At 39.9% G+C, this 12,975-nt stretch carries 9 protein-coding genes and 2 pseudogenes; 8 read left to right on the top strand and 3 right to left on the bottom strand.

The features are described from left to right. The first annotated feature begins 273 nt into the window (after window positions 1–273). A complete protein-coding gene (locus FD724_RS02005; protein ID WP_179071411.1) occupies window positions 274–1,506 on the top strand; it encodes a glycosyltransferase family 4 protein in 1,233 nt (410 codons plus the stop codon). 270 nt (window positions 1,507–1,776) lie between these two features. Here FD724_RS02005 and FD724_RS02000 read toward each other — a convergent pair whose 3' ends face one another. The 3 genes from FD724_RS02000 to FD724_RS01990 form a co-directional block, all read right to left on the bottom strand. Next, a complete protein-coding gene (locus tag FD724_RS02000; RefSeq protein ID WP_163932549.1) occupies window positions 1,777–2,067 on the bottom strand; it encodes a hypothetical protein in 291 nt (96 codons plus the stop codon). Continuing rightward, entirely contained in the window at window positions 2,048–2,293 is a 246-nt protein-coding gene (locus tag FD724_RS01995; RefSeq protein WP_012408119.1) for a hypothetical protein, read from the bottom strand. The genes FD724_RS02000 and FD724_RS01995 overlap by 20 nt, the downstream gene beginning before the upstream one ends. A gap of 343 nt (window positions 2,294–2,636) precedes the next feature. Further along, a complete protein-coding gene (locus tag FD724_RS01990) occupies window positions 2,637–3,425 on the bottom strand; it encodes a tryptophan-rich sensory protein (RefSeq protein WP_179071410.1) in 789 nt (262 codons plus the stop codon). 625 nt (window positions 3,426–4,050) lie between these two features. Here FD724_RS01990 and FD724_RS01985 point away from each other — a divergent pair. From FD724_RS01985 to FD724_RS01955, 7 genes and pseudogenes are all read left to right on the top strand, one after another. Next, the gene (locus FD724_RS01985) at window positions 4,051–4,992 is read left to right on the top strand and encodes a M48 family peptidase (RefSeq protein WP_179071409.1); all 942 of its coding nucleotides are present in this window, start codon (window positions 4,051–4,053) and stop codon (window positions 4,990–4,992) included. 85 nt (window positions 4,993–5,077) lie between these two features. Next, window positions 5,078–5,290, top strand: a pseudogene (locus FD724_RS01980) (hypothetical protein); the annotation flags it as partial. 93 nt (window positions 5,291–5,383) lie between these two features. Further along, window positions 5,384–5,518 (top strand): annotated as a pseudogene (locus FD724_RS01975) (transposase); the annotation flags it as partial. A 324-nt stretch (window positions 5,519–5,842) separates the two neighbouring features. Then, window positions 5,843–6,097, top strand: coding sequence for a Rieske 2Fe-2S domain-containing protein (locus tag FD724_RS01970; protein WP_179071408.1), 255 nt, complete (start codon window positions 5,843–5,845; stop codon window positions 6,095–6,097). A gap of 71 nt (window positions 6,098–6,168) precedes the next feature. Further along, entirely contained in the window at window positions 6,169–7,764 is a 1,596-nt protein-coding gene (locus FD724_RS01965; protein WP_256874422.1) for a Rieske (2Fe-2S) protein, read from the top strand. An 800-nt stretch (window positions 7,765–8,564) separates the two neighbouring features. Next, complete coding sequence (locus FD724_RS01960; RefSeq protein WP_179071407.1) at window positions 8,565–11,237, top strand: calcium-binding protein; 2,673 nt, start codon at window positions 8,565–8,567, stop codon at window positions 11,235–11,237. Window positions 11,238–11,920: 683 nt separating this feature from the next. Further along, a complete protein-coding gene (locus FD724_RS01955) occupies window positions 11,921–12,727 on the top strand; it encodes a hypothetical protein (RefSeq protein ID WP_179071406.1) in 807 nt (268 codons plus the stop codon). Window positions 12,728–12,975 lie beyond the last annotated feature (248 nt).

The following is a 12,975-nucleotide window of genomic DNA, read 5'->3' as shown; positions in this document are numbered from 1 at the left end:
TCAAACCGGATCACTAGAAAATCTTTACTATGGTTATGTGGATTGGGCAATAGGTAACTTTACCACAATCAGTCAGATTGTAGAACTTTTCGGTTCACCTGTCCATCCATCTGAATTTAAACTAAAATTTTCACAGTTTCCGGCATAGTTCTGGATTTAAAGAGAGGTCTACGCACTGTCTATATTGATTTGAAAGCTATTGTAAATCAAATGATGACATACAGCCTCCAATGAGGTCATGGTGTACATATCACATTTGATTCATAACTTAATATGAATATCTTAATGCTATCTTCTACCTTTCCTTACCCACCAACGCGCGGGGGAACCCAAGTCAGGACATTTCATTTACTTAAATACCTGAGTCAACGCCATACTGTCACCCTCGCTACTCAACGCGAGGGCGATGTTACCGACGCAGAAGTAGCAGAATTAGGCAATTATGTGGATCATCTAGCCATTTTTGAACGCCCTTTAGATTCTGGAACCACTGGAGTATTGAAGAAGATACAGCGATTTGGTCGATTTTTGCAACAAGGGACACCGCCAAGCGTACTTAACCGCTACTCACTTGAGATGCAAAGATGGGTTGATAACTGGGTGGAAGCAGGGAAATGTGATGTAATTACCTGCGAACATAGCGTCAATGAAATTTATGTGCGATGTCTACGACGGGCTACGCCTACGCATTTTCAGAAACAGCTAAAAACCATAGTGAATGTTCATAGTTCTGTTTACGCTACCTGTCGCAACCAACTAACCACAGGCATTTCAGAAAATTCCCTGAGAGACAAAATTAATCTACCGCTTCTGCGGCGTTATGAGCAAAATTACTGTGGTAAGTTTTCGGCAATTGTAGCGACAACAGAAGAAGATAAAATTCAACTACAAGAATTTAACCCCAATAGTGAAATTACAGTTATTCCCAATGGTGTAGATTTAGTTTCTTTCCCCAACCGTAGCACCGATCCAGGAGGACATCGCTTAATTTTTATCGGCGCAATGGATAATTTGGCAAACATTGATGCTGTCTGCTTCTTCAGCAACGAAGTCTTGCCAGCAATCCAAAAACTTTATCCTGATACAATTTTCGATATCGTCGGTTCTCATCCAGTGCCAGAAGTTTTAGCACTCGATCAAAAACCAGGAATTAATGTAATTGGGCGTGTGCCTTCAATGGTAGAATACTTGCATAAATGTACCATCTGTGTTGTACCCATGCGAACTGGGTTTGGCATTAAAAATAAAACTTTAGAAGCAATGGCAGCTGGTGTACCTATAGTAGCTAGCGATCGCGGCTTAGAAGGATTAGCTGTAGATGGCGTTAGTCATCCATTACGGGCATTACGAGCAAATACACCAAAGGAGTACATCACCGCTATTAGTCAACTCTTCGATCAACCACATCTGCGTGCAGAATTGTCTCATAACGGTAGACATCTGGTAGAAACAGATTTTACTTGGGATATCGCTGGTAAAAGCTATGAACAAGTTTGTCTAAGCTAACGCGCCTACATATTGCACTATTTTCGGTGTAGACCGTCATTAGTCATTAGTCATTTGTGTATTACCAAGGACAAATGACAAAGGACAACCTCACCAGTTGATGTGCTTTCTTATATGCGTAACAGCTGAGTAGATAAATTCTAATTGTTTTTTCTTATCGGTCTGTAACAAATGTATGCAGAGACATTGCAATGCAACGTCTCTGCATCGGTTGGGCAAATTATGTGATCTAGATCGTATTGGTTGTTAGTTAGCTTGTAAAGAAACACGTCAATTATTATCAAACCTAGTAGAAGCACCTAAAACAAGTAATTTTTTATGCTTGCGCTTATTCTTATTCTTGAGAGTATTCAAATAACTATCAACGTAGCGGAAAGCAGCAGCACCGTCATAATCAGCAATGGCTATAGCTTGTAAGAAAACCTTTGAAGGAATTTCAAACGCTAAAAATCTTTCTGTTAAAATCAACAAATCTTTATCTGTGGCGGGAAAAGTAGTCTCTTCTATCTCTTCTGTCTCTTCGGGATCGTAGAAAATGTCTTCAATTAATGCTCTGTACACTTTGTACCTCCCCAAAAGCATAAGATGCAAAGCCTGTGATAAAGTTTAGTTGCTGATCGCGAGTTTGTAAGTTAACTGGGAGTTCGGTACCAGGACATCCTATTTCCCGTAAAATCTCTAAACAATAAGCACCGAGTTGAGTGTATGGAGCTTGCTCCAATTCTTGAGCTACCTCTAGAGCCATCTCCAGATTGACTTGGATAACCGTCGTTACAGGGTTGGTCATAAACACGCCCTAATAAACTGGATGTTCTTAGTTTTGATCACAAGTACAAATAGCGTAACGGTGTTTTTGCGGAATTTATGAAGAGGGGAAAATAAAGTATCAGCGCATTTGCGGTAATGTATCGAAAATTATCCAAACAAGACTGAAAGCTTAACAATTCCGATCTAAGTGCGATCGCTACACTAAAATACATTGGCATTCACTTAATGTCAAAGACAAGCCAATATTTGCCTTAACACGTATAAATACTTATTAAAAGCGAAAGCGCTTGCCAGAACACAAGCGAGGAAATGTGAGATATGCCTGGGGCGTGAGCCTACGGTGGGCAGGTAGGCGATCGCAGTTAAATATGTTCTTGTTGGGGGCGTAAGCTTTTAATCGTAGCGGTCAAAACTAGGACTATTGCCAAAACAAACACGGTATTTTTGAGTATTGAGTTATCAGAGTGTTTGAGTGCGATTGCTACTAGTGCCCAGAGTATTACTCCTGTATAAGCGATGTCTCGACGCTGGATAACTATAACTACTGCAACTGCTGTTGCTATCAGTACCATGATGAGAGTCCATGTTATAGCAGAAATTCCCCAACCGTTCCACCCGTGAAAATACAAGGCACACGCTACATTGACGATGGTCGCCACGCTAATCCAGCCTAGATAAATGCTGATCGGAAAGTGAAGACACCATTTTTTCAGCCTAGGTACACGCGATTTGCCAATTTCTAACTGTACATAAACACCAATCAGGGGCAACAGAATCAAAAACATTGCAATTACAGAAAGAGCAAAAAGCCGAGACAAAAACAGATATACCCAGATACTTTGAGCAACACAGGCAATCATCAACAGATAACCTGTCTTACGTAAATCAGGCTCATCTCGTTGGTTAGGTAAAGCTTGGTATATCCCAAAAGCAAACAACCCAAGGTAAATCAGCCCCCAGATAGCAAAGGCGTAATTGGCAGGGATAATCAGGACATTTTTAAATAAAGTATTGGAAATTTCCCCTATACTGAGTCCATTGAGTGGAAAAACGTTCGATAGTACGTTGATAACGAAAGCACCAAAGATTGCAGCCAACGTAACAAGCTGTCGCCAAAAATCCCGGTAATTGCCTCTTGTGGACTGCTGCATAGGATGTTAACTGTTATCTTTTTGTGACTGTAACCATAAGTTTGCTCCGTGATTCGTTGACCAAAATGAGTATTTATACTCAGGAACGATCTCTTGGTTTTAAGGTTACATAAACCCTGATCTTTCGGCAACTGTATGATTTTAAAACCAAATGCTAAAACTGCGATCGCGGAACGTTAAATCAAACCTTTGGGTTTGTCCTGCGGCAGACTGATGGTTACAGTGATAATTTGAACAATATGCGATGCGATCGCGGATTAAGCATATTAGCAATAAGAATAGAGACTATTGCGTTGCCGATAAAATTTAGTTGTTCGTGTCGCCTTTGATGCGTAAAGAAAGCGATACACATGTTTGAAGCGCTATGAGCTGCACTTATAGCTAGAATTAGCTGTAACTTATTATAGATACAATACTCTACATAGCTTTGACTTGGTGCAAAGATAGTTTACAAAAGTTGCTCAACCAGTTGCCATAATATTGTCTTCTAGCCTTTGAAGACTTAAGGGTAAAAGTCAGATATCGAGCAAGTCAACATTTTGGTACACTCAATTCATCTGGAAGGCTCATTTTTTAATATATTAAATTAGATAAATTGCTAACTAATTCGATTTATACAAATAAGATGAGCATTGAGAGTATTAGTATAAAAAACATCAAAATCCAACAAAATATTATCTTACAAAAGATTTTCGATTTATCTTCAACTCCAACCCCAAACGCTGCTCACATACAACAAATAACCGAGACTTTAGTAAAAACAGTGACAGCAATTGAAAAAATATGCTTCCAGCAGCAAGTAACGCCTGCCAACCTGACTAGTTCATCCCGCCAAATATACTCCTGGATGAAGTTCTTAACAGATGAATGCAAGCTGCAACTTCATCTGAGAAGCACTTCTTATGTGCGGCAAATCGCTAAAAAAATTCTCAATAATGGTCAAGGGTCAATCGAAGTAATGATTGAATTCACTAATCTTGCACTCTTATACAAGGGTAAGAAGTCTAGTAACGTTGCTAAAATCGTGATTAATGAAGGTTTTATTAATGCGTCAGAAGAAGTTTTACAGGCGGTAGTCAAATCTGCCCTTTTGGGGAATAGCCAAGCTAGTACACGACTTATTAGGTCGTTTGCCAGTTCATCAGAATACAGCGATGTACTACTAGAACTTGATTTAATTGCTGAAGTAATTGCAGAGAATGCACAAGGTAAATTTTATAACCTACATCATTTATTTGACAAACTGAATTACGAATATTTTGCGGCAAATCTTGTCAAACCACGCCTTACATGGAGCCAAATTAATACTTACCGTAAGTTCGGACATTATGAGACAGCTAGAGATCGTGTGGTGATAAGTTTGACTCTTGACAATGCCAATATACCGGAGTTTGTTGCTGAATTCGTTTTATATCACGAATTGCTGCACAAGTACCACGGTATAAAGTGGGTTCAGGGCAGAAGAATGGTTCACACAAAAGAGTTTCGTGTATATGAAAGCAGGTTCAAGTTGTACAAAGAAGCATCTGTATGGCTGAAAAAGTTGGCATCTAGCCCAAGACCGTAAATATGTTGAGTCAATCTTTTATGGCACGTTAACGCTATACAAAATAGTAATATAGATTAAAAAACATAAATTACTGTAAACTCCTATGGCGGACATAAATGGTAATTGGTTAGGAACTTACTGGCAAGATGAAATGCCAAGTCGATTTGAAGCAACTTTTGTGCAAAGTGGAAATGTTCTCAAGGGTTCTATTTTGGATGATAACTATTTAGGAGAAGCGACTGTTAGCGGTGAGGTAATTGGACGTAATATCAGCTTTACAAAGCTTTATTTAATAACTTCGCCTTCACCAGTTAGAGGCTATTTATAAAGTAAATCTAAAAGCCAGGAGAAAGGAGTTATGATAACGATAAAATACTTCATGTGCAGTGTATTTACATAGATAGTCGGTATGGCGCGAAAGTCTTACCCCACAGATTTAACTGATATAGAGTGGGAAATCTTGGCTCCCTTGATTCCACCAGCTAAAGAAGGAGGGCATCCACGCACAACAGATATGCGTGAATTTATAAATGGTCTCTTACATACACAGGTACAGTCTCAGAAAACGAAGATTATATGCAAGGAAAGTGGAGCATTGGCTCTCGCTACTCTGGTTTATGGGAGGCGCGGCGAAATGGAGAGAATCTGATTGTAGATTTACAAACTTTGCTGGAAAAGCAAACTGTATTAACAACTTCAAAAAATACATAACTGAAATAGAGTAGAAAGCAGCCTTAAGCGAAGGGGTTGCTGTAGGCCTTACTACTGATTCTAAAGTTAACAAAAATTAGAATGCACAAATGCTCAAACCTGAAAAACTTTGTCAGAGTAGAAATAAGGGTTTTGACATTTACCTATGTGCAATTAAATGACTCAAATATTTGAAGGTACAACGAAAACAGACGATTATATCCGTGTTGCTCAACTTGCAGAAGTTCAGGCAGCAGGCAGTTTATTAGTCCACAAGGAAAAGCATACCATTGCTTTGTTTTATTCAAACAATACAGTTTACGCAATTGATAACCGTTGTCCTCACATGGGCTTGGGAGCGATGCGATTTTGTGAGGTGCTTAAAATTCGGGTGCTAAATCACCTTTTTAGGGGTGCGATCGCAGCTAAATAACTGTTTTTATTGAGAATCTACCTTTGTAACTGAGAATTAAAGTCCGATCTAACAAAATCGCATCGCTCCCCATGGGCTTTCCCTTACAAGGAAGCACTTGCAAAGATGGTATTGTTACCTGTCCTTGGCATTATGCCCGCTTTGATCTTGCTAGTGGTGGAACGTTTGACTCGTGGGCAGATGATGTTCCTTGTTTCCCAGTAGAAATCCGTGATGGTGAAGTTTGGGTAAATTTAGCGCCACTAGTTAACCCTCATAGCCACCACTCCCAACGTCTGCAAGACGGTTTAGAGCAGAATATTTCTTTAGTGATTGCGAAATCAACGCTTGCACTCTTAGATATAGGGGTGAATCCGGTAGAACCATTTCTCATGGGGCTAGAATTTGGAACTCGTTATAACAAAGCAGGTTGGAGTACAGGTTTGACTATCCATACCTGTATGATGAATCTACTACCTTATCTCGATGTAGAAGACAAACCCCGTGCTTTATTCCACGGACTGTCAGCAGTAGCTAATGATAGTGCAGGTGCGCCACCAGAGTTTGTCGTTCACCCATTACCCAACTCGAAAGTAGATTTTGCGACTCTCAAAAACTGGTTTCGCCAATTTATTCAGGTGCGGGATGCTGAAGCGGCACAAAGATGTTTAGTCTCTGCTATTCGTTCAGGAGCTAATTCAAAGCAAATAGCAGATATGCTGTTCTGTGCTGCTACGGATCGTCGCTATCTTGATGTTGGGCATACGCTTGATTTTATCAATAAAGCATTAGAAGCACTTGATGCTATAGCTTGGCAAGCAGCAGAATCAATTCTGGCTAGCCTAGTTTCGGGTTTAGCCAATGCCTCCCGCATGGAAGAATCCAATTCTTGGCGCTACCCTGTAGATTTGGTGGCAATATTAGAGTCGGCTTTTGAGCAATTACCGACTGCATTAAGTGTAGGCAAATCTCGACAAGGAAGTTGGTCACAAGCAGAGGAACTAGTACCCATTTTATTGGGTGAAGACCCACAAGCGATCGCAGACTCGCTGTTGAATGCACTGGAAGCAGGTTGTACTGAAGAACAATTAGCTGGTGTAGTTACTTATGTAGCAGCATTACGAGTAGCTCGCTTCCACACCAATAATGACTTTGGAGATTGGAATTCAGCCCACCATCCATTTACGTTTGCAAATGCCGTACATCAAGCTTTACGAAGAGTACCAACAGTCGAAGTGCTAAGAGGTGTGTTTGATGCAGCGATGAGTGTGTATTTAAATCGTTTTTTGAATGTCCCACCAGCACGCCTGCCAGAACCTAAAGACACTGTGGAAAATCCCGAACAATTACTCAAGCAGCTACCAGATTTATTAAACCGTCAGCAGCAAGTAAACCAGACAGGGCAATTAGTTGCTAACTATTTATACAGTGGTGGTAGTGCTGAAAAACTGATGGCAAGACTGGGAAAATTGATGCTACGAGAAAACCGTGATTTTCATGTCATTCAAGAAATAGAAGCCGCTTTTCGTCAGTATTCTTTCCTCGGTCAAACTTCGGCTGGAATTCATATACTAGTGGCTGCATCTCGGTATTTAGCCGCTCATTCTCCGACAATGCGATCTCAAGGGCAAACTTATCAAATTGCGGAACGTTTACATCAGGGCGATCGCTTATTTGAGGAATCGTGACCGAAAATTAGATGCGTTTGCTCTGAGTCGGAGACGCTGCGCGTAGCTTGCTTCCTCGTAGGGGTACGACGAACGCTCATCAACATTCATCAGTAATTATCAAACAAAATGCTGATGATAACAGATCCAATGATTCTAGTAATTGAAAAATAGAATAGGGAGTTGGGAGTTGGGAGTTATTATCTTGATCTCCCTCATCCTCCTCATCTCCCCCACTCTGCTTTCTATTACTAGAGGTAATATCAAGTCAAAATAATCACTGATTATTAAAATCTAGGAAATTTATTACAACAGTTTTTTGATAATAACTAATAGCTATAGCAATCCTAAATCAATTTCAAAAAAGAGATTAAGCGCAATGTGGAATATATCTTGATTAAAAAACGTATTTTAAGAATTACTCATTGGCAAGATATACCAAATATAGAGAAGTTGAAAAACGACATTTTTCATAGGGGCACAGCATTGCTTGCCGCTAAAGAAGGCTTATTCGCTCTTATAAGGATATTCTGGAACAGCCTATTTTCGTTACATATCATGATGAGGTTGTACAGATGATAAGTTTTGTATCTAATTGGGTTTCAAAAATTGCAACACTTTTGTTTCGGCATTTTTGAGAGCCTTAAAGAGGTTTTAATAATTTCAGAGTGAGTAGTATTTTTATTTCGCCAGAGATATAAAACAGGATTAATTATATTTAGGCTTATTTCATCAGAAATTTATAATTGCGATCATTGTATTATGCGAGTATTACAACGATCAAATAAATTTGATCTGCAAAACTATAAAGGTTATACATTATGTCCATTATTGTTGGTACTCCTAACAATGACTTTTTGGTGGGTACTAGTGGTGACGATCAGATTTCTGGTCGTGCAGGCAATGACAACATCTCCGGGGACCTTGGAAATGACATCATTGATGGTGGAGATGGCAACGATACTTTGGCTGGTAATGGCGGCAATGATACATTCAAGGGCAGTCGAGGTGACGACAGCATTGATGGTGGTGATGGCTTTGATACCGCAGACTACAGCAACTTAGGCAAAAACATTACCCTCTCAGGTGTAGGAACAATTACCAAAGCTGGGGGTTTTGGAACAGATACAGTCTTTAAAGTAGATAGGATAATTGCAGATGCGACTGTTGCCAACAACACTATAGATGCCTCTCAATCTTTGCCTGGGGTAGCTGCTGTTGCTGACTTAGAAGCCCAAACCATCTCTGCTCTTAACGTTCCTGGTTTGGGAACATTGACATTTAATGTAGTCAACTTTGACAACGTTATCGGCACGATTAATGATGACACCCTTAAAGGCGACAGCCAAAATAACCAATTAACTGGTCTAGCTGGCAACGACCTGATTGATGGTAGAGGTGGCAATGACCTGATTGATGGTGGAGATGGCAATGATACATTGTTCGGTGGAGATGGCGATGACACCTTTAAGGGTGGTCAGGGTAACGACAACATTGATGGTGGGGCTGGCTTTGATACAGCAGACTACAGCAAATTAGGTAAAACTATTACCCTCTCAGGTGTAGGGACAGTTATCAAAGCTGGTGGATTGGGCCAAGACCAACTCTTGAAAGTAGATAAGGTTGTTGCTGATGCTAGTGTTGCCAACAATACTATAGATGCCTCTCAATCTTTGTCTGGAGTAGCTGCTGTTGCCGACTTAGAAGCCCAAACCATCTCTGCTCTTAACGTTCCTGGTTTAGGAACATTGACATTTAATGTAGTTAACTTTGACAACGTTATCGGCACAATTAACGATGACACCCTTAAGGGCGATGGTCAAAATAACCAGTTATCTGGTCTTGCTGGTAATGACCTGATTGATGGTAAAGGTGGCAATGACATCATTGATGGTGGTGAAGGCAGTGATACGTTGTTTGGTGGTAATGGTAATGACACCTTTAAGGGTAGTCAGGGCAATGACAAGATTGATGGTGGAGTCGGTACAGATACCGCAGACTACAGCAAACTAGGTCAAACTATTACCCTCTCAGGAGTAGGGACAGTTACTAAAGCTGGTGGATTGGGACAAGACCAACTATTGAATGTAGAAAAGATTATTGCTGATTCTACTGTTGCCAATAACACTATAGATGCTTCCGCATCTTTAGCTGGTGTATCGATTACAGTTAACCTACAAAGTCAAACTTTGACAGCCAATAACGTTCCTGGTCTAGGGACATTACCATTTACTGTAGTTAACTTTGACGATGTAATCGGCACAAATGAAGATGACTTCATTGCTGGCGATCGCCAAAATAATAAATTAACAGGCAATGGCGGCAATGACACATTTAGAGGCAGTCAAGGTGACGACAGCATTAATGGTGGTGATGGCTTTGATACAGCAGATTACAGTAGCTTAGGCAAGAAAATTACCCTCTCAGGTGTAGGGACAATTACTAAAGCTGGCGGTTTCGGAACAGATACAGTCTTTAAAGTAGATAGGGTAATCGCTGATGCTAGTGTTGCTAACAACACCATAGATGCATCTCAATCTTTGTCTGGGGTCGCTGCCGTTGCTGACTTAGAAGCCCAAACTATCTCTGCCCTTAACGTTCCTGGTTTGGGAACATTAACATTTAATGTAGTTAACTTTGCCAATGTCATTGGCACAATTAACAATGACTCCCTTAAGGGCGACGGTCAAAATAACCAGTTATCTGGTCTCGCTGGGAATGACCTGATTGATGGTAGAGATGGCAACGACCTGATTGATGGTGGAGATGGCAATGACACATTGATAGGTGGTGCAGGCGATGATACTTTCAAGGGCAGTCGGGGTAACGACAGCATTAATGGTGGAGATGGTTTAGATACAGCAGACTACAGCAAACTAGGCAAAGCCATCACCCTATCAGGTGTAGGACAAATCACCAAAGCTGGCGGCTTTGGAACAGACACAGTATTTAAAGTAGAAACAGTTATTGCTGATGCTAGCGTTGCGAATAACACCATAGATTCCTCTCAATCTGTTGCTGGTGTATCTGTCATCGCTAACTTACAGGAGCAAACTATCTCTGCCCTTAATGTTCCTAGTCTGGGGACAATAACATTTAATGTACTCAACTTTGATAATCTCATCGGTACAAATGCAAATGACAGCATTACTGGCGATAGCCAAAATAACCGATTAGAAGGTAAAGATGGTGATGACACTATCTCCGGTGGCTTCGGTAATGACACCATCATCGGTGGAAAAGGTAACGATATTCTCACCGGTGGTTTTGGTGCCGATAAGTTTGTTTTCAATAATGTTAATGATGGTATTGACACCATTACAGATTACAACTTTGGTCAGAGTGACGTAATCCAAGTTTCTAAAGCAGGGTTTGGTACTACTAATCTTAGTGACTTTACCTACGACTCTTCTAGCGGTAACTTGTCTTTCTTAGGAAATCAACTCGCCTTCATTGAAAATCTCTCATCCAATTTGAGTATTCAGTTGGTGTAAAGTTCTACGGGTTATATCTCCATGAAAAGTTAAAGCTTTTTGCTCTTTATTGTAGATTTGTTGTGGAAGCACTGACTATTAGTTTACACATAACAAATTGAGAGTGGTACAGACACGAGTAATTGTCTTTGTACCCCAGGATAAAAGTTATGTTGCAAAAATAGAATGAGGTTGGGCTGGTAAAAGTATGAATTGTGTCAACTCTCACCAGCTAGCCCTCAAAAAATTTGGTTATTCAGTACTTTATATCCTAAATCAATCTGCTAGAAACCTGAAAATATTGCTGTACGGCAAAAACAGGCGTTATCTTTTAAAATTTCACGCTTTTCTATTATTTAGGTATTCGAAGCTAGATTTTAAAGCCAAATTTTGATGATTAACTAATAATTTGGTGTGAAAAATACTGGAAAACCAAAAGTTTTTGCAACATATTCATTGAATATGGCAGTTGCTTCAAATCTCTCGAATCAACACACTAGGGTAAACGCATCTAAGGTATAATAATCCTTTAAGAGTAAGGGGTGTAGCGTTTGATAATTTAGGCTATTTTATAGCTAGAAGCTTTATTTAGCAGGAGTTTTATAAATTCGATGCGTTTGCCATGAAAAACATACTGTTTAATTTTTGGTGTTGAATTATCCTATTTTAATGATATTATTCTACAAAATTAAGGAGTGAGCTTGGTGCAATTTACAATCAATCCATTATTCAAGAAGCTGTCTGTAAAATATTTAACTGTAATTACAGCTATAGTCACGATTCTCCCATTACCAGTTAATGCAGCTACATTTTTAGTAACGGAACGCGCTGGTTTAGAAGGCAACGATCAAGTCAATTGGGGAAGTTTGGGTAAAGTATTCAATCCCTCTGCTCCTGACTTTTCTGTTTTTTTACCTAATTCTTTCTCAACAACATCCCAAGGTGGTTTAGGGTTAGATATAAATATAGCTCCAACTAATAATCCTCGGGTTACTCCACCGTTTGTTTTTCAAACTTTACCTTCCCCTGGAATTCGGAGTAACTTTGCTTTAGGTGATTTTATTCTCTTTGGAGGTATAGATCCAACAGGTTTTATCCCTCTTCCTCCTGGTACTCCTGATCCTGGTACTAAGGGTAACGGTGAACCTTTAACAATTAGTTTTGCCCAGCCTGTTTTCGGCGCTGGGGCTCAGATAGCTATAGACAGTAGTAAATTGAAAATTGAAACTTTTCTCAACGCTTTTGATAGCACCAATAATCTGTTGGCTAGTTTCTCAGTTCCAAATATTTCGTCCTTAGCATTAGATAATTCGGCAGTGTTCTTGGGAGTTCGTAGTGACACTCCAAACATCTCACGACTAGTTTTTAGTAGTTCTGCTCCCCAATTCGGTTTGGCCATTAATCAGGTAAGTATTCTTGCAGTTCCCGAATCGACTTATACCTTGGCGATATTAGCTTTTGGTGTTTCTGGTGCTGTTTTGAAGCTACGCCAACGTAACTTAGCCAAATAATTAATTCTAATTCGTAATTTGGAAGAGGGTACAGTAGCTCACACCAAAATCTCTGATTGGGTGGTCTGCAACATACTCTTTCCGAGGCACTTTGAGTAGTAAAATCCCCGTAGCAATGGTTACGTGGACTCGATTTCTCGTGTCGCTATCAGTCATTAGTCCAGAGCTAAGGAGATTTTTGAATAAGAAATTACCAGATCAAACAGTCATTTTCCCATTAGGGAATCACAACTAACTTAATAGATCAG

This window comes from Nostoc sp. C057 (assembly GCF_013393925.1).
Classification (GTDB): Bacteria; Cyanobacteriota; Cyanobacteriia; order Cyanobacteriales; family Nostocaceae; genus Nostoc; species Nostoc muscorum_A.
Note: the sequence above shows the minus strand (reverse complement) of the source record. Positions and strands in the feature narration are given on the sequence as shown.

Bases quoted from the DNA above. Each gene is read 5' to 3' on its own strand.
- FD724_RS02005 (WP_179071411.1), top strand. From the start codon at position 274: ATGAATATCTTAATGCTATCTTCTACCTTTCCTTACCCACCAACGCGC.
- FD724_RS01995 (WP_012408119.1), bottom strand. From the start codon at position 2,293: ATGACCAACCCTGTAACGACGGTTATCCAAGTCAATCTGGAGATGGCT.
- FD724_RS01990 (WP_179071410.1), bottom strand. From the start codon at position 3,425: ATGCAGCAGTCCACAAGAGGCAATTACCGGGATTTTTGGCGACAGCTT.
- FD724_RS01985 (WP_179071409.1), top strand. From the start codon at position 4,051: ATGAGCATTGAGAGTATTAGTATAAAAAACATCAAAATCCAACAAAAT.
- FD724_RS01970 (WP_179071408.1), top strand. From the start codon at position 5,843: ATGACTCAAATATTTGAAGGTACAACGAAAACAGACGATTATATCCGT.
- FD724_RS01965 (WP_256874422.1), top strand. From the start codon at position 6,169: ATGGGCTTTCCCTTACAAGGAAGCACTTGCAAAGATGGTATTGTTACC.
- FD724_RS01960 (WP_179071407.1), top strand. From the start codon at position 8,565: ATGTCCATTATTGTTGGTACTCCTAACAATGACTTTTTGGTGGGTACT.